Here is a 20,231-nt window from a genome sequence, read left to right as displayed (position 1 = left end):
CAGCACAGAGCGCCACACTGGGCCGCGTGGGACAAGCCAAGAGAGTGGATTGAACTTCATGGTTTTGCCTTTTCCAAACCGATCACCCACACCGCGCCTTGTGCAGTGCGCAAATGCACGTCTTCGGCATGGATGCTGTGCACCACATGGCCATGGGGCCCAATACGCTGCCCCACACGGGCAGGCACCCAGTGCGGCCCCGCTTGCAAAATGGGCTGTGCAGAGGGGCCAGACTGCCACACGCCCGCCAAACGGACCTGCGCCAAAGGCCAGTCGGCAGGGTCGGGTGAAAGCGACCCCATGGTCGAGGCCGCTGCCTGGCTGTCTGGTGCCAAAGTGCCGGACCGGGTCGAGATGCCTGCAGACACAGACCCAAGAACCTCGTCATTGAGACCCGCGCTCACAACAGATGCACTCGCTGGCAGCGAAGCCGTTGGGACAAAAACAGGTGCGCCCGCACCGACCCGCAAGACCACCGGCCCATCGACCTGCATCAACTCTGTGGACACATTGGCTTGTACAGGCCCTGGCGACAACCACAGGCGCAGCACAGCATCCACGGCCACCCCGCCCTCTTGGGGCGTGATGCGCAAGCGCTCCATTCCCCAGAGTGGACCTCGGGCGTTCATTGCAGCCCACACCCGCACCCAATCCTCAAAACGGCCCTGAAGCCGCAACGCTGCCGTCTGACTCGGCCAATGGCCCATGGTGCTGGGGGACTCCAGCTGCAAGGACATCCATCGCAAGCCGTGTTGAACCACCAAACGCTCCAGTTGCAGCCAGACGGCAGCCTGTGTGCCTTGTACTGGCCAGCCCGCCTTGACCAGGGGTGGGCCCGTCTGCGGGGTCAAAGCTGGGGCAGCAACAAGCGTCTGCTTGGACTGCGCTTGTTGCAGATGCTCTTGGAGTTTCTTTTGCAGATCGTCCACCTGCGCCTGGCTTTCCCACAGCGCTTCCAGGTCCTTGTGCTGCCAACTGCCCACCCCGAGCAACCCTGCCGCGAAGCCAGCCAAGGCAAACCCCCAGCGGCGAGCCAGCCAGCGCCACCGGTCACGCCACAGCTTGGGCCAACTCAATTGCCAAGCTGGCACCCAAGCCGTCCAAGACCCTGACCATGTCCATGACCGCCATCGCATCATGGCCGCTCCTTGAGCCGATCGGACTGCGGGTTTTGCACTGGAGGTGCTGACAGGGCAGCCGAGCCCACCTGTGGCCAATCGGTCCGCCATACAAATTCCAAAGCAGCAGGTGCAAGCTCCTTGTCTGTGACTGAGGCGTTCACCATGCTGACCAGCATCCAAGCGACTTCTGGCGAAGGCGCAAGCCCTGGCAACGACAAACGCGCACGCGCCAAGGCCATGCGCTGCGCATCCTTGGCCTGGCCGTGCAACTCCAGCGTTTGCGCATCGAACTGCAGTCGCTGCAGCTGCACGGTGTCTGGCCCTGTTTCCTGCAAGAGGGCCTGGAACAAAGCCTCCCAGCGCCGTTGCTGCGCAATGAGCAACTGAAGATGCGCATCTTGCTGCTGCCAAGTGTTGCGCTGCGCCTGAAGAGCCTTGTCCGAAGCCAGCTGGTTCTGAGCGAGCTGCAAACGAGAGTCCAACAAGGCACGCTCTTGCGACAGTCGCTCTTGTTTTTCCTGCACCTGAAGCACCACCCCAACGGCCACAAGGCTGCCTGCCAACAAGCCAGCCCATGAGGTCCACCTTCTGTGAATGCTTCGGCGCTGACTGACCAAGGCCGGGTATTGCAACAGGTTAAAGACCATCATCACAGCCAAGCTTTGAGGGCGAGACCCGAGGCCACCAGACGCGGCCCTGCGGTGGATTGCAAAGCCTGCCTCAAGACCGGGTCAGCCGCCGCATCGAACGCACCAGAGGGCAGGTTGTGGCCTACTCCCAGATGGGGAGTCAAGTCAAATTGCCAGTCTTGTGGCGCTTGCGTGAGCAAGCTGTCGAGACCCCCTTTGAGGTGACAGACCGCACGGTGGGCAGCGTGACTGGCGGGCTCTACGCTGTCGAGCCGCCAACCCGCCATGCGCACACCGTCGCGGATCGCCCGAATCCGGGCCTGATCACAACCCACCCAATGCACACGGGACAACAGGCCATCACTCACCGGGTCGGGTTGAAAATCAAAATTGACTTCATCGGGTGCCAAGCACAGCAACTGAGCCACTTCCAGCTGCACCTCACTGGCCCAATCATCACGGGGCAGTTGCGCAGGCAGCACCAGCACCCCGGCGATCAACTCGTCTTCGGCCAAGCCCACAGAAACCCGCTGGCGCGAGCGCCCACCCACTTGGCTCAGACCCCAGCCGAAACCGGACCCTGGCGGATCATTGGCGGTGGCGATTTTCTCTGTGGTGTCCACCCGAACGCCCACTGCTTTGTGCCATGACAAGCCCACCAAGGCCCAACCCGCCCCGTCACAGGCCAAGCCCCAAGCCTGTCGCACCGGACGATGGGCTACACGCTGCCAAAACCGAGACCAAGATGGCATGCCCCCCCCTGTCCAAGCCAAGGATGGCTTGTTTTGACAGGTTTTGTAACATGATATTTGTGGGTGAACAATCCATTTTTATACTTAAAGTATTCAAATTTGCTGAGTGTCTCTCGTGCAACAGCCCGAGCTTTTTATAATGCAAGGCGTCCGATCATTCGATGGCCGCCGCACAATCCAGCCCTATGCCTCAACAAGACACCCCACCGGACACCTCCCAAAGACCGCCAAGCAAACCACCCGGCCTCGGCGCGTCGGCATGGCTGGTCAGGCTGGCCTTGTGGGCCATGGGCTTGCTTGGTGCAGGTTTGTTTTGTTTGCTGATGGTCGTGGGCGTGGCCATGGTGACGGCTTACCCCAACTTGCCAGACATCTCAGACCTGGCCGATTACAAACCCAAATTGCCTTTGCGCGTGTTCACGGCCGATGGCCAACTGATGGGCGAATTTGGCGAGGAACGCCGCAACCTCACCCCAATCAAAGAAATCCCGCAAATCATGAAAGATGCGGTGTTGTCCATTGAGGACAACCGCTTTTATGACCATGGTGGTGTGGATTATTTGGGCATTTTGCGGGCAGGCATTGCCAACATCGGACGCTTGAAAAGCCAAGGCGCGTCCACCATCACCATGCAGGTGGCACGCAATGTCTACCTGTCATCCGAGAAAACCTACACCCGCAAAATTTACGAAATCCTGCTGACCTACAAACTCGAACACCTGTTGACCAAGGACCAGATTCTGGAGATCTACATGAACCAGATCTTCTTGGGCAATCGTGCCTACGGTTTTGCATCGGCGGCAGAGACCTACTTTGGCAAATCACTCAAAAACATCTCGATTGCCGAAGCAGCCATGCTGGCCGGGCTGCCCAAAGCGCCCTCGGCCTTCAACCCCATCGCCAACCCCAAACGTGCCCGCTCACGCCAGCTCTACATCATCGAGCGCATGGAGGAAAACGGCTACATCACCGCCCGCCAGGCGGCTCAAGCCAAAGCCGAGCCTTTGGCTTTGAAAACAGCGGGCAACAAAAAAAATCTGCACGCCGAATTTGTCGCGGAAACGGTCCGGCAAATGGTGTTTGCCCAGTACGGTCAAGACACTTACACGCGCGGCCTGAATGTCTACACCACCATCCAGTCGCAGGATCAAATGGCCGCCTACCAGGCTTTGCGCCAGGGACTGCTGGACTACGAGCGACGTCAGGTATACCGTGGACCCGAAAAATTCATCACCTTGCCCAACGATCCCAAGCTGGTCGAAGACCTGATTGACGAGACCTTGGAAGACCACCCAGACAATGGCGACTTGATGTCAGCCGTTGTTTTGGAGGCCTCCCCTAAAAAAGTGGTGGTGGTCCGACAAAACAGCGAACAAATCACCATCACCGGCGAGGGCCTCAACCCCGTTCAATCGGGCCTGTCTGACAAAGCCCCAGCAGCCAAACGCATTCGCAAAGGTGCTGTGGTCCGCATTGTTCAACTGCCCAAGGGCCAATGGGAACTTACCCAGTCGCCCGAGGTCGAAGGTGCCTTTGTGGCCTTGACCCCTCAAACTGGGGCCATCCGAGCGCTGGTTGGCGGCTTTGACTTTGCCAAAAACAAATTCAACCACGTCACCCAAGCTTGGCGACAGCCGGGCTCCAGCTTCAAGCCCTTCATTTACTCCGCGGCCTTGGAAAAAGGCTTGTCTCCCGCGACCATGGTCAACGATTCGCCCTTGTTTTTTGATGGCGGCGTGACCGGCGGCCAGCCCTGGGAGCCCAAAAACTACGATGGCAAATTTGATGGCCCCATGAGTTTGCGCACCGGCTTGGCCAAGTCCAAGAACATGGTCTCGATTAGGGTCTTGCAATCGGTGGGGACCCGTCCGGCCCAAGAGTGGGTCACCCGCTTTGGGTTTGACGCCGACAAACACCCGCCTTACTTGACCATGGCTTTGGGCGCAGGCTCGGTCACGGTCATGCAGATGGCCACGGCTTATTCGGTTTTTGCCAATGGCGGCTACTTGGTCAGCCCTCACCTGATCAACCGCATCACCGACTACAAAGATCGCCTCTTGGTCGACAGCCCTCCGCCTGAAATCAACGAAGCCTCACAACGCGCGATTCCCCAGCGCAACGCTTTTGTCATGACCAGCCTCATGCAAGAAGTCACACGCTCGGGCACCGCAGCCCGTGCACAAGCAACCCTCAAACGACCCGACATCTACGGCAAAACCGGCACCACCAACGATGCCATGGACGCCTGGTTTGCAGGCTACCACCCTCGGCTCGCTGCCGTGGTCTGGATCGGTTACGACACGCCCCGAAAGCTCGGTGATCGAGAAACTGGCGGCGGGCTGAGCTTGCCTGTGTGGATCAGGTACATGGAAACGGCCCTGCGCAACCTGCCCATCACCGAGCCCACACCGGCCGAAGGCTTGTTGCAAATGGGTGGAGACTGGGTGTATTCAGAGTTTTCAGGCGGCAACGGCATTTCCTCACTGGGCAACAAAGACAACAGCAGCCAGGCAGATGCCATCCCCCCCGAAGAAGAGCGCAAGCGGATACTCGATTTGTTCAGAAATTGAACCGCACTTGCGGTTTTTAAAAGCGCCCGTTGCTCTGGGCACTCAGGGCTTGAACGTCAAGTCCTGACCTGATTGCTCCGAGGCGTAGCGCGACAGGCTCTGCCAGAACTCACCTTGACCCTTGGTGTCTTGCCAGTGGGTGCCGTCAAACTTGTAGTGAAAGCCACCGCAGCGGGCCGCCAGCCACACTTCGTGCAGGGGCTTTTGAAGATTGATCACGATCTGACTGCGGTTGGGAAACGTCAAAGTGATCATGCCGCCCACCCGTTGGTTGTCCACATCTGCATCGGTGTCGTCGTTGAGGCGATCGCAGCTGATCTCTACGCCCGCCAGAAGGCGTTCAGCTTGGTCCAGAAATTCAAGGTCGGTCATTACAATCGCAGCATGTTGAAGGTGATGAAGATTCTAGTCATGCTGCATGCCCTTGTTGGCGGTGCGGCCGTATTGAGCGCTTGCGGTCAGCGGGGTCCACTGGTCCTGCCCACCACGCCCGCTTCGGCCGGGCGTGCCACCTTGCCCCAAACCCTTGACCCGTTTGGCTCGTCTGCACCTGCTTCCAGCAGCGCTCCTGATGCAAGCACCCGGTCCAACAAAGCCCAACCGGTCCCTGCTGCCGCGCCTTGAGATCAACACTCGCCCAGCGCCAAGCCCTGTTCACACCCGCCTTTTTTGTTGCCTCCATTCACCTCCCAAATTTCAAGCCATGACCGCCACCACCGCACTCCCAGGACAACCCCACATCGCCTATGCGGGCAACCAGCTGCATGTGGAGGGCGTGGCGCTGTCCCAATTGGCCCACGAACATGGCACACCCTTGTTCGTCTACTCCAAAGCGGCCATGCTGTCGGCCCTGGCCGCTTACCAGCGCGGCTTTGCCGGGCGCCAGGCACAAATTTGCTACGCCATGAAGGCCAACTCCAGTCTGGCCATCTTGCAGGTGTTTGCCGAAGCCGGTTGTGGCTTTGACATCGTCTCTGGCGGCGAGCTGGCCCGCGTGCTGGCGGCTGGTGGCGATCCGGCCAAAGTCATTTTTTCAGGCGTGGGCAAAACCCGCCACGAAATGAAACAGGCCCTGCAAGTGGGCATCGGTTGCTTCAACGTCGAAAGTGTTGCCGAACTCGATGTACTCAGCGAAGTGGCGATGGGCATGGGAAAAATCGCCCCGGTCAGTCTGCGCGTGAACCCCAACGTCGACCCCAAAACGCATCCCTACATTTCCACCGGCCTCAAGGGCAACAAATTCGGAATTGCACACGAAGACACCCTGCGGGCCTACCGCCACGCGGCCAGCCTGCCGGGGCTCAAGGTGGTGGGCATTGATTGCCACATCGGCTCACAAATCACCGAGACCACCCCCTACCTGGACGCCATGGACCGCGTGCTGGACCTGGTGGCCGACATCGAAGCAGCAGGCATCCCGATTCACCACATCGATTTTGGTGGTGGTTTGGGCATCAACTACAACGGCGACACCCCACCACAAGCCGATGCGCTGTGGGCGCAACTTCTGGCCAAGCTGGACGCACGCGGCTACGGCCAGCGCCAGCTGATGATCGAGCCGGGCCGCTCTTTGGTGGGCAACGCGGGTGTGTGCCTGACAGAGGTGCTGTATCTGAAGCCCGGCGAACAAAAGAATTTCTGCATCGTCGACGCTGCGATGAACGACCTGCCCCGCCCGGCCATGTACCAAGCCTTCCACCAGATCGTTCCGGTCAAGCCGCGCTCAGGCGAAGCTGCGGTGTATGACGTGGTGGGCCCCGTGTGCGAGAGCGGCGACTGGATTGGCCGCGACCGCCAGCTGCAGGTACAAGCGGGTGACGTGCTGGCCGTGCTGTCTGCAGGCGCTTACTGCATGAGCATGGCCAGCAACTACAACACCCGTGGCCGCGCCGCCGAGGTTCTGGTCGATGGCACCCAAGCGCACCTGATCCGCCAACGCGAATCGGCGTTCGACACTTTTGCTCTGGAACAACTGGTCTGAAATGCAAAAGCGCCTGTCAAGCGCCAGCACAGCGTTTGACAAGTGTTCAGGGTCGCCGTGCTGAGCGCCGCAGCCAACGCCAGCCCAGCAAAGCGGCCAAGATGCCCGCATAGACCAACACCTCGGCAAAGTCCTGTTTGCCCGCCCTCATCCACCAAAAGTGGAGCACAGCGAGCACAGCCACGGCATAAACGCCTCGGTGCAGCACTTGCCAGCGTTTGCCGCCCAGCCAGCGCACGGCTCGGTTGAAAGAGGTGGCAGCCAGCGCCCACAAAATCACAAAGGCGCTGAAACCCAACCAGATGAAGGGGCGCTTGGTGATGTCTTGCAGCGTGTCGGCCAGATCAAAGCCCATGTCGAACCAGGCATAGCACAGCAGGTGCAAGCTGGCGTAACCAAACACCAGCAAACCCAGCATGCGGCGAAAACGCATCAACTCGGGCCAGCCCAACCAAGTGCGCAAAGGGCTCACGGCCAGCACCACACACAGGCTGCGCAGTGTCCAGTCGCCGGTGGCTCGGATCAGGGCTTCCGCGGGGTTGGGGCCAAGTTGGTCCAGCAGGGTTTGCGCCAGCAGCCAGGCCCAGGGCATACAGCCGAGCACCAGCAAAGCCCACCACGCGGCGGGATGACGCAGCGCCGCCCTCATGTCCTCAAGACTTTTCCCGCAGCGGCATCAGAAGAACTTTTTCAGGTCCATGCCCGCGTACATCTGCCCCACCTGAGCCTCATAGCCGTTGAACATCAGTGTTTTGCGCTTTTTGGCCAACAAACCATCTTCGCCAATGCGCCGCTCGGTGGCCTGGCTCCAACGCGGGTGGTCCACATTCGGGTTCACGTTGGAATAAAAACCGTATTCTTGCGGCGCGGATTTCTCCCAAGACGTGACCGGCTGCTTGTCGGTGAAACGGATTTTGACCAAGCTCTTGCCGCTCTTGAAGCCGTATTTCCAAGGCACGACCAGACGCAGCGGTGCCCCGTTTTGTTTGGGCATCACCTCGCCATACATGCCAAAAGCCAGCAGGGTGAGCGGGTGCATGGCTTCGTCCATGCGCAGGGCTTCCACATAGGGCCAGTCCAGCACACTGGATCGCAAACCCGGCATGGTTTTGGGGTCGGCCTGGGTCACAAACTCCACAAACTTCGCACCCGGCAAGGGCTCCACACGGCGGATCAGATCGGCCATGGAATAGCCCACCCATGGGATCACCATGGACCAGCCTTCCACACAGCGCAAGCGGTAGATGCGCTCTTCCATGGCGCCCCACTTCATCAGGTCTTCCAGGTTCACACGGGCAGGTTTATTCACCAGCCCCTCTATCTCCACACTCCAGGGATCGGTCTTGAGGGTGTGGGCCCGCTTGACGGGATCACCCTTGTCGGTGCCGAATTCATAGAAGTTGTTGTAGGTGGTGGCGTCTTTGTAGGGCGTGGGTTTGTCCAGCACCATGGCGCCGCTCAGCTTGGAGGGAACCGAAGCCAGCGCTGGCAATTGCCCGGGCCGGGCCATTTGGGCTTGTGCATCGCGCATCGCCCAACCCGCCAAAGCCAATCCCGCAGAACCGGCTGCAAGCTGTCGCATCAGGTCGCGGCGGGATTGGTATGCCACCTGGCTGGTGATGTCGCTGGGCACAGGGTGCAAAAATCCAGAAGATGAAGAGCGGATGATCATGGGATAGGCCTGCTGGTGAAATATCGCCCTTTCATTGTGAACGGTCTTGATCACTTTTGCACAAAGGGGCCAAACGTCCTGAAACAAGATGCAAACTGGACCATCCTCAGGGCTAACCCGCATCGGCATGAAGCATCGCCGCTGGGTGGACTGCGCAGGCGCTCGCACGATAAGCCAAGTCCCTTCATCTGTCGTTAAAATAAATCTTCATTTTTCACGAAGGATGATGTTGAACCCCGCTTTGATCGAAGTCGTTGATGACGATGCAGACATCCGGCGCATGTTGCAGCTAGTTCTGGAGGCCCGTGGCTTCAAGGTCCGCACCCACGAGGGTGCCCAAGCTTATTTGAGTGCACCCCCCGTGACCGAGCGGCGTGTGATGCTGCTCGATGTGCGCATGCCCAAAATAACGGGTGTTGAGCTGCAGGCATGGATGGTCAAAACAGGCGACCCAACTCCGGTCATTTTCATGAGCGGCGAGAGCCTGCCACAAGACACGTTGGCGGCGCAGAAATCGGACGCGGTCACCTTTTTGTGGAAACCCTTCAGGACCGAGGACCTGCTCAACGCGGTGGCCCAAGGCCTGACTTTGTACGACCAGCAGTTCCACTGATCGGCCAGGGACTTGGCAGCCAACAGAGGGGCTGAGCCCCCGGACTTACAAAGTACCGTAGCTGTGCAGGCCACTCAGGAACATGTTCACGCCCAAGAAGGCAAAGGTTGTGATGCCCAAGCCCACCAAGGCCCACCAAGCGGCCACGGTGCCACGCAAGCCCTTCATGAGGCGCATGTGCAGCCAGGCGGCGTAGTTCAGCCACACGATCAGGGCCCAAGTCTCTTTCGGGTCCCAGCTCCAGTATCCGCCCCAAGCCTCGGCCGCCCACAAAGCGCCCAACACGGTGGCGATGGTGAAAAAGGCAAAGCCCACAGCGATGGCTTTGTACATCACATCGTCGAGGATTTCGAACGAGGGCAGGCGCTCGGCAATGCGGCGACGGCCCAGCAAAATACCCGCCACGATGAAGGCAGAGATCCCGAAGTAGACCATCCAGTAACTGCTGGTCTGGTCGTTGGCCGATTGGCGGAACACCACCGGCTCAAAACACAACACAATGCCCAACAGCCACAAAGGCGCCAGCTTGTACCAGCGGGTCTCGGTCGCTTGTTGCTTGATCAGGTAGGCAAAAGCCACCATGGCCGCCAGGGCAAAGGTGCCGTAACCAATGAAGTTGGCGGGCACATGGACTTTCATCCACCAGCTCTTGAGGGCAGGCACCAAGGGCTGGATTTCGTGCGCCTCACGCACCAGCGTGTACCACAGCAAAAAGCCCACCGCCGCGCTGACCACCAGCATCACAAATGCACCCAAAGCGCGGGTTTTGTATTGCGCTTCGTAGTACAGGTAAAAGGCCGTTGTCATCCAGCAAAACATGACAAAGACTTCGTACAGATTGCTCACCGGAATGTGTCCGATGTCCGGGCCCAACTGATGGCTTTCATACCAGCGCACCAAAGTACCAATCAGGGCCAGACCCACCGCCACCCAAGCCATGCGCGAGCCCAAAGACTCCATGGCATCGCCCTGACCACGGATGAACACACCCGCCCAGTAAAACACCGTGCTGATGAAAAACAAGATGCTCATCCACAGGATGGCCGACTGGCTGGAGAGGAAATATTTGAGCAAGAACACCTGCTCGGAACGGGCCAGATCACCTTGGTAGAGGTAAATGGCCAGCAGTGACAGGCCTGTGACCACCAGCATCAAGGTGCGCAAGGGCCGCCAGAACCACGCCAGCCAGATCACTGCGGGCAAACTGCCGATCAGGATGGCCTGCTCGTACACATCCATCGCGTGCTGGTATCGGGTGAACGCGAACACCGTGCCGAGCAGCGCCAGCAGGGCAAAGCCCCAGTCAATGGCCGTGCGGCTGGAGAGATAACCTGGATTCAAAGTGACAGTCGTCATGGTGTTTTCTCGGAGCGGCCCAGCAAGCGGGCACTCAGTTGGTCAAATTCACGGTCTACATCCATGGTCTTGCGGTTGGACGACAAGGCCACACTCGCCTGGGCGCCATCGCCTTGTGGCGAGAGCCAAACCCACAAGCGACGATCCCGAACATACAGCATTGCAAAAATACCCAGGATCAAAAGGGCACAGCCCAGGTAAACGATGGACTGGCCGGGGGCCCTGGCCACCTGGAACACGCTCGCTTGCACCTGCTTGAAGTCCTTCAGCAAAAACGTCATGGGCGCAGGGTAAAACGGGGCGTCAGACAGCGCAAGCACCGCCTGCGACATGAAGCCCTGAACTTGATCAGCGGGCATGGGTTTGGCCCCGGCTTGTTCGCGAGCCACGGCGTCGAGCTCAAACAAAGCCCCATTCAAAATGCGCACAAACATCTCGCCTGCGCGAGGGCGCTCGGCTTCGGGCACATTCGATTCCAGAAAATCGGCCAAAGCCTGCAGGCCCGACACGGTTTTGCCCTGCACCTGTTCCAGCCCGGCAAACAGGCCCAGTGAACGCGCAGCCGAATCGGCCAATTGGCGGGTCAACTCGGGCCGCTGAGGATCCACCGCCTTGCGGGCATAACGCTGCACCGCCCGGTCACGCAGCTCGGGGGTCTCCAAGGCTGCACGCAGGCGGATGAAGCCCGTCAACTCGCCATTTTCATCGGCAGGGGGGCGCAGGTAACGGTAAGGCTCACTGGGTGTTTCGCGCATGCCCAGCAAGAAAACAGGCACGCCGTCACCCGTGTCCACGGGCAACATGTAGTTGTTGTACTCACGCGCTTGACCGGCCGCATCACGCAGCTTGTAACTCACGCTCGGGCCCACGTTGCGCAGTTCTTTGGTTTTGGTGGTTTTGTGGCCCGCACCCAAACGCTCATCAATGGCGCTGCGCAAATCGACCTTGCGCACATCCACTGCGGTGCCCTCGGGGCCTGCGCCGCCAGACATGTTCTCCACGTTGATCACGCGCAGCCCGGTGAACTCCAGGGTCAGTTTGTCATTGCCATTGGTCAGATCGGTGCTGCCGCCGATGGTGCCTTCGACCTCAAAAGCTTTGGTAGCCGCCGACATGGGCACAGCTTGCAGTTTGACACTGGAGCCACCGTCGTCAAAGCTGGACTGGTAAATGTTGATGCCCTTGAAGCTGGCCGGGTGGTTCACCTCGACGCGTGCTTCCTGCTTCTCGCCCGTGGCCTTGTCATGGATGATGATGTCGCTGGCAAACAGTTTGGGCATGCCGGTCGAGTAGTACTCGACGATGAACTTTTTCAGCTCGATCACAAAAGGCAGGTCTTGCAGCAAGATGCCATTGGACTGATTCAGGATGGCGGTGCCCGAGGCGGTGTTTTCGGCCACCAGCAAATTGCCTCGGAAGGCCGGGTTGCGCTCGGACAGGCGGTGCTGCGCAGGCACATCGGCGATCAGACCGCCACCGTTGTAAATTTCCTTGCCACCCAACCACATCTGGGCACGCACCATCAAGTCGCCGTCGAGCAAGCCCCCTACACACACCAGCACAATGGCCGAGTGCGCCGCGATGTAACCGATCTTGTTGGCCGCTCCCGCCTTGGCCGCCAGCATCCAGCCCTTGCCCGCCGGGGTGTCGCGCTCTTGCAGCTTCACCTTCCAGCCACCCGTGGCCAGCAAAGCCCCCAGTCGTTTGGCCGCAGCCTCGGGTGCTTCGTTCAAATGGCCTTCGGCCTTGTGGTGGAAAGCCTTGAGGCTTTGCTCGCGGATGTTTTCCTTGTAGTTTTTCAGGTCCACCAGGATCTTGGGCGTGTTGCGGGCGATGCACAAACTGGTGCTGACCACCAGGAAGGCCAGAATCAACAGAAACCACCAAGCGCTGTAGACGGTGTTGAGCTTGAGCGTGGCAAACAACTCGGCCCAAAACGGTCCGAACTGGTTGATGTAGTTGTTGGTGGGCTCGTTTTGCTTGAGCACCGTGCCAATCACCGAGGCGATGCAAATGATCGTCAACAAGGAAATGGCAAACCGCATGGACGACAGCAACTCGATCACGGCCTGCCCTCGGGGCGAGCTGCGCTCGGATTCAGGGCTGGATGCAACAGTCGTCATGGGGTGTAAAAAATGAAGCTGACACAGGAAAGGCGGGACAAAGCTCGCCAGAAAAAAACAAAGCCGGTAAAACCGGCCTTGAGTCAAGTCATATCAGCCGATGCTGAATTGTGCCGCAGGGGCATGGGCTTTGGCTTAAATCCCCTGCATGCAACAGGACAAGCACCGCACATTCCTGAACGCTGGGTCAGGTTTTAGCGCAAACCCGCGATGTAGTCTGAAACGGCCTTGATTTCGCGGTCGTTCATCTTGGCCGCAACTTGGGTCATTTGCAGGTTGTTCTTGCGAACACCTTCACGGAATTGAATCAGCTGGGCAGCGGTGTAATCGGCGTGCTGGCCCGACAAACGGGGGTACTGCGAAGGCATGCCTGCACCGTTGGGCGAATGGCAGCTGGCGCATGCCGCGATCTGGCGGTCAGGGATGCCACCGCGGTAGATGCGCTCGCCCCAAGCCACCGTATCTTTTTCTTTGGCAAAACCAGGCTTGGCTGTCTTGGAAGCGAGCCAGTAGCTGATGTTGCGCATGTCTTCATTGCTCAAACCAGCCACCATGCCGCTCATCACGGCGTTGGCACGCTTGCCCGATTTGAATTCCTGCAATTGCTTGAGCAGGTATTCGGGGTGCTGCTGGGCCAGCTTGGGGTTGACGGGCGTACCTGAGTTGCCATCCGCGGCATGGCAAGCCACACAGGCTGCGCTGTAAATGGCCTCGCCTTTGGCCAGGTCGGGTTTGGCAGCTTGCGGCGCGGGGCCGGCAGCCAAGGCAGAACCAGCCACAAAAGCGGCCGACAGAGCGGTGATCAAGAGAGAGGAAATCGACTTCATGGCGTGATCCAAGAGTTGGCGCAAAACCCAAGGATTCTACAATGAGGTCCACGTCAGTTTCCTGACGACCCAAGGTATCCCTGATTTATGAGCTCCCGCCCCCACGTTCGCGTCCCTGCAAGCCCTGCCAAAGCCCCTCAAGCCACGCCTGCAGCGGCTTTGGCCGCGCCCAATACCCCCGCAGCTGTGACGCCCATGGGCTGGATGCACACCGCGCGTTTTTTGACCACCGCTGCGCAATTGCACCACTTGCCTGCGATGGACACGCCCGAAATCGCCTTTGTGGGTCGCTCGAACGCGGGCAAATCCACCTGCATCAACACCCTGACGCAAAAAAAGCAACTGGCCTTTGCTTCCAAAAAACCTGGTCGCACCCAGCACATCAACCTGTTTGCACTGGGCAAGCAGGGCATCACCGATGCCGTGCTGGCCGATTTGCCCGGTTACGGCTACGCCGCCGTGGCCAAGATGGACAAGCTGCGTTGGCAGCAGGTGATGGCCAACTACTTGGTCAGCCGCGACAACCTGACCGGCATCGTCATGATGTGCGACCCACGTCATGGCTTGACCGAGCTCGATGACATCTTGCTCGAAGTGATCCGTCCCCGCGTCGAAGAAGGCCTGAAGTTCCTGATCATCCTGACCAAGGCCGACAAGCTCACCCGTGCCGAGCAGGCCAAAGCCTTGTCGATTGCGCGACTGCAAGCCGGCGGCGGCGAGGTCAAACTCTTTTCGGCCCTGAAAAAGCAAGGCGTGGACGAAGTGGCCCAATTGCTGTGGGACTGGACCCACCCGGCTGGTGGCGCAGCAGTCCCTGCACCAAGCACCGAGCCCCCCGAAGAAGAACCCGAAGCCCTGGACGAGTGAGCCTGCGCTGAACACAGCCCCGGACCACCGCCCCTCATGGAGTGATCCGCTGTGCATCCCGACATCCAGACCTGGCAGCAAACCCTGCCCCACGGCATCACGCTGAGCTGCCGTGCCTGTGGTGAACCCGGCCGCCCTGTGCTGCTGTTTTTGCACGGCTTCCCTGAAGGGGCCTGGGTTTGGGACCCTTTGTTGCGGCATTTTTCCCGGCCCGAAAACGGCCGCTACCGCTGCGTGGCCCCCAACCTACGCGGCTACGAGCGCTCGAGCGCCCCTGAAGACGTCAAGGCTTACCGCGCCAAACACCTGGCACAGGACATCGTGGCCCTGATCGACAGCGAATGCGGCCCCCTCCCGGGCGGCCGCCCGCTGGCCGCGCTCATCGCCCACGATTGGGGCGGCGCCGTGGCTTGGAGCCTGGCCAACCAGAACCCGCATCGCATGCGCCAGCTGGTCGTCCTCAACTCGCCCCACCCCGGCCCTTTCCTTCGGGCCTTACAACACGACCCGGCGCAGCAAGCGGCCAGCGCCTACATGAACTTTTTGGTGCAGCCCGATGCGGCGGCGCAGTTGGCGGCCAAGGACTTCGAACGCATGTTCGGTTTTTTGACGGGCCAAGACACTTCTTTGCAATCCCTCACAGCGCCCACGGCAGACACCCAGGCCCACTGGCTCACACCCGCCGTGAAAGCGCAATACCGCGAGGTTTGGCAGCATGGGCTGCAAGGCGGCTTGAACTATTACCGCGCCTCACCCCTGCGCCCGGCCACCGCCACCGACCCGGGTGCCAGCGCCGTCCAGATCCCGCCCGAGGCGCTGCGCATCGAGGTGCCCACGCTGCTGCTCTGGGCGCTGGGCGATGTGGCCTTGTTGCCCTGCCTGACGGAAGGGCTGGACGCGCACATCCCCGATCTGAAACTCGTGCCGATTGCGCAGGCCACACACTGGGTGGTGCATGAACAACCAGCACGAGTCATCCAAGAGATTGCGAATTTTCTGCCTCCGAGCGACATCAAACCCGCTCAATAAACCCCAGGCTCGCCCTCGGGTCGGGTTTTGAACCGTTTGTGCACCCAGTAATACTGCTCCGGCATGGTGTCGATCAAGGTCTGCAGTTCACGGTTCATGCGGGCGGTGTCGGCCTCGGCGTCTTCGCTCGGGAAATCGGCCCACAGGGGTCCCAGCTCCAGACGGTAGCCCTGTGCGGTCATGCGTGTGGCCACGGTCATCACCCGGGCACGCCCCAAACGCGCAAAGCGCGACAAAGAAGGCACGGTGGCCGCCTGAACGCCATAAAAGGGCACAAACACCGACTCCTTGCGCCCAAAATCCATGTCTGGCAACAAATACAGTTTGACCCCCTGGCGCAGGCCCGACAAGATTTGCTTGACCCCCTGGTGGCGGAAATACAAGCTGACTTGACCTGATCGGTTGCGCCCCTGGCGAACCCACTCGTCCAGCGCCGCATTGCGCTGACGCACATAAATGCTGGCCATGTGCACACCATGCAACTGGGTCAGGGCGCTGCCACCCGCGTCCAGCCCCACAAAATGCGGCGCCAGCATCACCACGGGCTCAGGGCCCAGCAAGGGGCTCAAATCGCCCTGCAACTGCAAACGCCTGCGCAGCTGCGCGGGCGAGCCGTGCCAAAGCCAGGACCTGTCGAGCAGCGACTGCACCACCCCCACAAAATGCCTGCGGGCCAAATGACCTCGCTCACGGGGCGTGAGGTGTGGAAAGCACAAAGCCAGGTTGACCTGCACAATGCGCCGCCGCGACCGGGCCAAGGCCCACAAGACATGGCCCAAGACCCAGCCCAAAGCGCGCAGGGCCCCCAAAGGCCATGGTGCCAAAAAGCGGATGAGCAAAACCACGGGATGCATCAGGTGTCCTTGCGCGGGGCTTTGTAGCGGGCATAGCCCCACAAATACTGCTGCGGGCAAGCCTGCACCAAGACCTCCATGGCCTGATTGATCTGCACCACCGCCGTTTCCAGATCCGGCGACAATTCGCGGCCCAGCGTTTGGGTGTGCAGCCGGTAGCCGCGCCCCCAGGGCAAGCGCTCGCCCCAAATCAACACCACCTGGGCTCCGGTTTGCAAGGCCAATCGGGCCGCGAGTGTCATGGTGTAAGCCGGTTTGCCAAAGTAAGGGGCCCACTGGCCCATGCCCTCGGGCGGCACCTGGTCGGGCAGCAAACCCACGGCTTCGCCTGCCCGCAAGGCCTTGATCATCTGGCGCACTCCCGCCAGGGTGGTGGGCACCGCCTGCAAGCCCGGCCGGTTGCGTGCCAAGGCCATCACCTCGTTCAAGGCCACCTGCCTGGCGGGTCGGTACAAAACCGTCAACTGTCCGTGTTGCTGCCCAAAACGCAAAGCAAGCGCCTGGGCGGTGATCTCAAAGCAACCCATGTGAGGGGTCAGAAACAAAACACCTCGGCCTTGTGCATAAGCCTCGGCCGCGGCCCGGTCGTCGGCCCACACCAAGGGCGGTGTGCGGCCCAGCCACAACCGCGGCAACTCGGCCGACATGCGCCCGGCCTGCCCGATGGCCCCCATCACCGCCCACCAGCCCAGACCCGCCTGCCGGGCATTGTCCAAAAAACGGCGGCGGTAGCGACCCGAAAACAGCCAGGCAGCCCAGCCCCCCAAACTGCCCAAGGCATGCAAAGCCCACAAAGGCCAACGTGAGAAAAAAAGGAACCAACGCAACATAAGGGGGTGATTTTGCCTTGAACCCGCACCCATGAGGTCGCCACCCAGAAGCTGCCGCTCTGGACAGCCCACCCGAGCCCGCGTGGCTACCGATTTATCGCTGTCCGTTTACCGGTTCACCCAGAGTCCCAAGCCCACCATGGCGGCCTAGCATCGAAATACCAGAACCCACCCAACCGACTGAAATGACGCCCAAGGCACACACACCATGAAAACACCGCCAAACAACCAAACCTATGTCAGCACCAGCCAGGCCGCCAAAATGTTGGGCCTGTCGGTGGGTACCGTGCAGCGGATGGTGCAAAACGGAGTGTTCAAGGCCTTTGTCACGCACGGCGGGCATCGGCGCATCCTGTCCACATCTCTGCGGGACTATTGCGTCCAGCAAGGACTGAGCCCGGCCACCCCCCTGCCCGCTTCCGAAGAGGCGCTCATTTGCATCCTGCATGACAGCACCTTCCATGCGCCAGCCCTGGATACCCTGGTACATTGGCCCCAAGTCACCGTCATGACCCACCCACTGGACCTGATGGACCTGGATGCCGAGACGAACGCTTTGTTCATTGACGCCCGCATCCCCTGGTTGCACACCACCCCCCTGCACCTGGACTCGGCCCGCCTGCACAACACCCACCTGGTGGTCTACAACAGCCAGCACCTGCCCGCTGGCAGCCCACTCGCCCCCAGCCCGCAATTGAGTCTGTTCGAGGGCGACATCAGCACGGATCTGGTCTACGGCTACTTGCTGTGCACTCGGCATGCGCAAGAGGGTTTGGCCGCACACCACTGAGATGTTTCACCGAACAGGTCTTGAAACGGTCCCAAATGCCCTTATCATTAGCACTCGATGGAGATGAGTGCTAACAGCACTCCACTCCTCAGATTTCAGCAGCACCCTTTTTTGGTGCTTTTGTTTTTCAACCCTTGTTTCAAATCCAGGAGATTCCATGAAACTGCGTCCTTTGGGCGATCGCGTGATCGTCAAACGTATCGAAAGCGAAACCAAAACAGCCTCGGGCATCGTGATCCCCGACTCGGCTGCAGAAAAGCCCGATCAAGGTGAAGTCCTGGCCGTCGGCCCTGGCAAAACCAACGACAAAGGCGAGACCAAAGCCCTGAGCGTCAAAGTCGGCGACCGCGTGTTGTTCGGCAAGTACAGCGGCCAGACCGTCAAGGTCGGCGGCGACGAGCTGTTGGTCATGAAAGAAGAAGACCTGTTCGCAGTGGTCGAGTGATTTGCGGGACAGACCGACTAACGCGCGAAGCGCCCTGTCGCTCTGTCCTCAACGGATTAATTTGAATTTAGGAGCTTAAAAATGGCAGCAAAAGACGTAATTTTCGGCGGCGAAGCCCGCGCACGCATGGTTGAAGGCGTGAACATTTTGGCCAACGCGGTCAAAGTGACTTTGGGTCCTAAGGGCCGTAACGTGGTTCTGGAGCGCTCGTTCGGCGCCCCCACCGTGACCAAGGACGGTGTGTCCGTGGCCAAGGAAATCGAACTCAAAGACAAGCTGCAAAACATGGGCGCTCAGATGGTCAAGGAAGTCGCTTCCAAGACGTCTGACAACGCTGGCGACGGCACAACGACTGCCACCGTGTTGGCTCAAGCCATCGTTCGCGAAGGCATGAAGTACGTGGCCGCTGGCATGAACCCGATGGACCTCAAGCGCGGCATCGACAAAGCAGTGACTGCTTTGATCGAAGAGCTGAAGAAGGCCACCAAAGCCACCACCACCAGCAAAGAAATCGCCCAAGTCGGCTCCATTTCTGCCAACTCTGACACAAGCATCGGCGAAATCATCGCCAACGCCATGGACAAAGTGGGCAAAGAAGGCGTGATCACTGTGGAAGACGGCAAGTCTTTGAACAACGAACTCGACGTCGTTGAAGGCATGCAATTCGACCGCGGCTACCTGTCGCCTTATTTCATCAACAACCCCGAAAAGCAAGCCGCTTTGCTGGACAACCCCTTTGTGTTGTTGTTCGACAAGAAGATCAGCAACATCCGCGATCTGCTGCCCACATTGGAAGCCGTTGCCAAAGCGGGCCGTCCATTGCTCATCATTGCCGAAGAAGTCGAAGGCGAAGCCTTGGCCACTTTGGTGGTGAACACCATCCGTGGCATCTTGAAGGTTGTGGCTGTCAAGGCCCCTGGCTTTGGTGACCGTCGCAAAGCCATGTTGGAAGACATCGCCATCTTGACCGGCGGCAAAGTGATCGCTGAAGAAGTGGGCTTGACCCTCGAAAAAGTGACCTTGGCCGATCTGGGCCAAGCCAAGCGCATCGAAGTGGGCAAGGAAAACACCATCATCATCGACGGCGCTGGTGCTGCTGGCGACATCGAAGCCCGCGTCAAACAAGTGCGTGTGCAAATCGAAGAAGCCACTTCTGACTACGACCGCGAGAAGCTGCAAGAGCGCGTGGCGAAGTTGGCTGGCGGTGTGGCCGTGATCAAGGTCGGCGCTGCCACCGAAGTCGAGATGAAAGAGAAGAAAGCCCGCGTGGAAGACGCCCTGCACGCTACACGCGCTGCTGTGGAAGAAGGCATTGTGGCCGGTGGTGGCGTGGCTTTGCTGCGTGCACGTCAAGCAGCTGGCGTCATCAAAGGCGACAACGCTGACCAAGACGCTGGCATCAAGCTGGTGTTGAAAGCCATCGAAGCGCCTCTGCGCGAGATCGTGTACAACGCCGGCGGCGAGCCATCGGTGGTGGTGAACGCGGTGTTGGCTGGCAAAGGCAACTACGGCTTCAACGCTGCCAACGACACCTACGGCGACATGATCGAAATGGGTATTCTGGATCCTACAAAAGTGACGCGTACTGCTTTGCAGAACGCCGCTTCTGTGGCTTCTTTGATGCTCACCACCGAGTGCATGGTTTCCGAAGCCCCGAAGGACGAGTCCGGCGCTGGCGGCGGCGGCATGCCTGACATGGGCGGCATGGGTGGTATGGGCGGCATGGGCATGTAATGCCGCGCTGTCTGGACTGAGGGTTTGCGCCCTCACCC

The 20,231-nt window shown here is 59.9% G+C and carries 20 protein-coding genes; 9 read left to right on the top strand and 11 right to left on the bottom strand.

Annotated features, from left to right (window positions below; translation table 11 throughout):
• Positions 1 to 56: 56 nt before the first annotated feature.
• Genes L63ED372_RS01580 through L63ED372_RS01570 form a run of 3 tightly spaced genes read right to left on the bottom strand, consistent with a single transcriptional unit; the run spans position 57 to position 2,502 of the window.
• Positions 57 to 1,091, bottom strand: coding sequence for a hypothetical protein (locus tag L63ED372_RS01580; RefSeq protein ID WP_062402370.1), 1,035 nt, complete (start codon positions 1,089 to 1,091; stop codon positions 57 to 59).
• Positions 1,092 to 1,135: 44 nt separating this feature from the next.
• The gene (locus L63ED372_RS01575) at positions 1,136 to 1,771 is read right to left on the bottom strand and encodes a PilN domain-containing protein (RefSeq protein ID WP_062402367.1); all 636 of its coding nucleotides are present in this window, start codon (positions 1,769 to 1,771) and stop codon (positions 1,136 to 1,138) included.
• Entirely contained in the window at positions 1,771 to 2,502 is a 732-nt protein-coding gene (locus L63ED372_RS01570; protein ID WP_156343529.1) for a hypothetical protein, read from the bottom strand. Before L63ED372_RS01570 ends, L63ED372_RS01575 begins: the two co-directional genes overlap by 1 nt.
• A gap of 185 nt (positions 2,503 to 2,687) precedes the next feature.
• Between L63ED372_RS01570 and L63ED372_RS01565 the strand changes: the two genes are divergently transcribed.
• Positions 2,688 to 5,072: a penicillin-binding protein 1A gene (locus L63ED372_RS01565; protein WP_062407504.1), complete on the top strand. Its 2,385-nt coding sequence runs from the start codon at positions 2,688 to 2,690 to the stop codon at positions 5,070 to 5,072.
• Between the two features lie 42 nt (positions 5,073 to 5,114).
• Here the strand turns inward: L63ED372_RS01565 and cyaY are convergent, their stop codons facing one another.
• Positions 5,115 to 5,444 (bottom strand): iron donor protein CyaY, encoded by a 330-nt coding sequence (gene cyaY, locus L63ED372_RS01560; protein ID WP_062402361.1) that lies wholly within the window; start codon positions 5,442 to 5,444, stop codon positions 5,115 to 5,117.
• A gap of 39 nt (positions 5,445 to 5,483) precedes the next feature.
• Here cyaY and lptM point away from each other — a divergent pair, with 39 nt between their 5' ends.
• Both lptM and lysA read left to right on the top strand, forming a co-directional pair.
• Complete coding sequence (gene lptM / locus L63ED372_RS16110; RefSeq protein ID WP_231624528.1) at positions 5,484 to 5,696, top strand: LPS translocon maturation chaperone LptM; 213 nt, start codon at positions 5,484 to 5,486, stop codon at positions 5,694 to 5,696.
• 79 nt (positions 5,697 to 5,775) lie between these two features.
• Positions 5,776 to 7,053: a diaminopimelate decarboxylase gene (lysA, locus tag L63ED372_RS01555; RefSeq protein WP_062402358.1), complete on the top strand. Its 1,278-nt coding sequence runs from the start codon at positions 5,776 to 5,778 to the stop codon at positions 7,051 to 7,053.
• Between the two features lie 46 nt (positions 7,054 to 7,099).
• Here the strand turns inward: lysA and L63ED372_RS01550 are convergent, their stop codons facing one another.
• Both L63ED372_RS01550 and msrP read right to left on the bottom strand, forming a co-directional pair.
• A complete protein-coding gene (locus tag L63ED372_RS01550) occupies positions 7,100 to 7,702 on the bottom strand; it encodes a sulfite oxidase heme-binding subunit YedZ (protein ID WP_062402356.1) in 603 nt (200 codons plus the stop codon).
• Positions 7,703 to 7,729: 27 nt separating this feature from the next.
• A complete protein-coding gene (msrP, locus tag L63ED372_RS01545; RefSeq protein WP_062402353.1) occupies positions 7,730 to 8,725 on the bottom strand; it encodes a protein-methionine-sulfoxide reductase catalytic subunit MsrP in 996 nt (331 codons plus the stop codon).
• A 223-nt stretch (positions 8,726 to 8,948) separates the two neighbouring features.
• On the opposite strand from msrP, the gene L63ED372_RS01540 reads away from it, so the two are divergent.
• Entirely contained in the window at positions 8,949 to 9,338 is a 390-nt protein-coding gene (locus L63ED372_RS01540; protein WP_062402350.1) for a response regulator transcription factor, read from the top strand.
• Positions 9,339 to 9,383: 45 nt separating this feature from the next.
• Here the strand turns inward: L63ED372_RS01540 and ccsB are convergent, their stop codons facing one another.
• The 3 genes from ccsB to L63ED372_RS01525 form a co-directional block, all read right to left on the bottom strand.
• Positions 9,384 to 10,694, bottom strand: a complete 1,311-nt coding sequence (ccsB, locus tag L63ED372_RS01535; RefSeq protein ID WP_062402346.1) for a c-type cytochrome biogenesis protein CcsB — start codon at positions 10,692 to 10,694, stop codon at positions 9,384 to 9,386.
• On the bottom strand, positions 10,691 to 12,817 hold the full coding sequence (locus L63ED372_RS01530) for a cytochrome c biogenesis protein ResB (protein WP_062402343.1): 2,127 nt from the start codon (positions 12,815 to 12,817) through the stop codon (positions 10,691 to 10,693). Before L63ED372_RS01530 ends, ccsB begins: the two co-directional genes overlap by 4 nt.
• 194 nt (positions 12,818 to 13,011) lie before the next feature.
• Positions 13,012 to 13,644: a c-type cytochrome gene (locus tag L63ED372_RS01525; RefSeq protein ID WP_062402340.1), complete on the bottom strand. Its 633-nt coding sequence runs from the start codon at positions 13,642 to 13,644 to the stop codon at positions 13,012 to 13,014.
• A 195-nt stretch (positions 13,645 to 13,839) separates the two neighbouring features.
• On the opposite strand from L63ED372_RS01525, the gene yihA reads away from it, so the two are divergent.
• On the top strand, positions 13,840 to 14,511 hold the full coding sequence (yihA, locus tag L63ED372_RS01520; protein ID WP_062407502.1) for a ribosome biogenesis GTP-binding protein YihA/YsxC: 672 nt from the start codon (positions 13,840 to 13,842) through the stop codon (positions 14,509 to 14,511).
• 51 nt (positions 14,512 to 14,562) lie between these two features.
• Positions 14,563 to 15,540, top strand: coding sequence for an alpha/beta fold hydrolase (locus L63ED372_RS01515; RefSeq protein ID WP_062402337.1), 978 nt, complete (start codon positions 14,563 to 14,565; stop codon positions 15,538 to 15,540).
• Here the strand turns inward: L63ED372_RS01515 and L63ED372_RS01510 are convergent.
• Entirely contained in the window at positions 15,534 to 16,394 is an 861-nt protein-coding gene (locus L63ED372_RS01510) for an LpxL/LpxP family acyltransferase (protein ID WP_062402334.1), read from the bottom strand. The two genes, L63ED372_RS01515 and L63ED372_RS01510, sit on opposite strands and share 7 nt — an antisense overlap.
• Entirely contained in the window at positions 16,394 to 17,224 is an 831-nt protein-coding gene (locus L63ED372_RS01505; protein WP_062402330.1) for a lysophospholipid acyltransferase family protein, read from the bottom strand. Before L63ED372_RS01505 ends, L63ED372_RS01510 begins: the two co-directional genes overlap by 1 nt.
• Before the next feature lie 208 nt (positions 17,225 to 17,432).
• Here L63ED372_RS01505 and L63ED372_RS01500 point away from each other — a divergent pair, with 208 nt between their 5' ends.
• The 3 genes from L63ED372_RS01500 to groL all read left to right on the top strand — a co-directional run bounded on the left by L63ED372_RS01500 (position 17,433) and on the right by groL (position 20,193).
• A complete protein-coding gene (locus L63ED372_RS01500; protein ID WP_062402328.1) occupies positions 17,433 to 18,014 on the top strand; it encodes a helix-turn-helix domain-containing protein in 582 nt (193 codons plus the stop codon).
• A gap of 157 nt (positions 18,015 to 18,171) precedes the next feature.
• On the top strand, positions 18,172 to 18,459 hold the full coding sequence (gene groES, locus L63ED372_RS01495) for a co-chaperone GroES (RefSeq protein WP_019426307.1): 288 nt from the start codon (positions 18,172 to 18,174) through the stop codon (positions 18,457 to 18,459).
• Between the two features lie 81 nt (positions 18,460 to 18,540).
• On the top strand, positions 18,541 to 20,193 hold the full coding sequence (gene groL / locus L63ED372_RS01490; protein ID WP_062402325.1) for a chaperonin GroEL: 1,653 nt from the start codon (positions 18,541 to 18,543) through the stop codon (positions 20,191 to 20,193).
• Positions 20,194 to 20,231: the final 38 nt, after the last annotated feature.

It is taken from the genome of Limnohabitans sp. 63ED37-2, assembly GCF_001412535.1.
GTDB lineage: Bacteria > Pseudomonadota > Gammaproteobacteria > Burkholderiales > Burkholderiaceae_C > Limnohabitans_A.
This window is presented reverse-complemented; position numbering and strand designations above follow the sequence as displayed.

What these genes read in the sequence shown, in the direction of transcription:
- L63ED372_RS01575 (WP_062402367.1), bottom strand. Translation starts at nt 1,771, where the DNA reads ATGATGGTCTTTAACCTGTTGCAATACCCGGCCTTGGTCAGTCAGCGC.
- L63ED372_RS01570 (WP_156343529.1), bottom strand. Translation starts at nt 2,502, where the DNA reads ATGCCATCTTGGTCTCGGTTTTGGCAGCGTGTAGCCCATCGTCCGGTG.
- L63ED372_RS01565 (WP_062407504.1), top strand. Translation starts at nt 2,688, where the DNA reads ATGCCTCAACAAGACACCCCACCGGACACCTCCCAAAGACCGCCAAGC.
- cyaY (WP_062402361.1), bottom strand. Translation starts at nt 5,444, where the DNA reads ATGACCGACCTTGAATTTCTGGACCAAGCTGAACGCCTTCTGGCGGGC.
- lptM (WP_231624528.1), top strand. Translation starts at nt 5,484, where the DNA reads ATGCTGCATGCCCTTGTTGGCGGTGCGGCCGTATTGAGCGCTTGCGGT.
- lysA (WP_062402358.1), top strand. Translation starts at nt 5,776, where the DNA reads ATGACCGCCACCACCGCACTCCCAGGACAACCCCACATCGCCTATGCG.
- L63ED372_RS01550 (WP_062402356.1), bottom strand. Translation starts at nt 7,702, where the DNA reads ATGAGGGCGGCGCTGCGTCATCCCGCCGCGTGGTGGGCTTTGCTGGTG.
- msrP (WP_062402353.1), bottom strand. Translation starts at nt 8,725, where the DNA reads ATGATCATCCGCTCTTCATCTTCTGGATTTTTGCACCCTGTGCCCAGC.
- L63ED372_RS01540 (WP_062402350.1), top strand. Translation starts at nt 8,949, where the DNA reads ATGATGTTGAACCCCGCTTTGATCGAAGTCGTTGATGACGATGCAGAC.
- ccsB (WP_062402346.1), bottom strand. Translation starts at nt 10,694, where the DNA reads ATGACGACTGTCACTTTGAATCCAGGTTATCTCTCCAGCCGCACGGCC.
- L63ED372_RS01530 (WP_062402343.1), bottom strand. Translation starts at nt 12,817, where the DNA reads ATGACGACTGTTGCATCCAGCCCTGAATCCGAGCGCAGCTCGCCCCGA.
- L63ED372_RS01525 (WP_062402340.1), bottom strand. Translation starts at nt 13,644, where the DNA reads ATGAAGTCGATTTCCTCTCTCTTGATCACCGCTCTGTCGGCCGCTTTT.
- yihA (WP_062407502.1), top strand. Translation starts at nt 13,840, where the DNA reads ATGGGCTGGATGCACACCGCGCGTTTTTTGACCACCGCTGCGCAATTG.
- L63ED372_RS01510 (WP_062402334.1), bottom strand. Translation starts at nt 16,394, where the DNA reads ATGCATCCCGTGGTTTTGCTCATCCGCTTTTTGGCACCATGGCCTTTG.
- L63ED372_RS01505 (WP_062402330.1), bottom strand. Translation starts at nt 17,224, where the DNA reads ATGTTGCGTTGGTTCCTTTTTTTCTCACGTTGGCCTTTGTGGGCTTTG.
- L63ED372_RS01500 (WP_062402328.1), top strand. Translation starts at nt 17,433, where the DNA reads ATGAAAACACCGCCAAACAACCAAACCTATGTCAGCACCAGCCAGGCC.
- groES (WP_019426307.1), top strand. Translation starts at nt 18,172, where the DNA reads ATGAAACTGCGTCCTTTGGGCGATCGCGTGATCGTCAAACGTATCGAA.
- groL (WP_062402325.1), top strand. Translation starts at nt 18,541, where the DNA reads ATGGCAGCAAAAGACGTAATTTTCGGCGGCGAAGCCCGCGCACGCATG.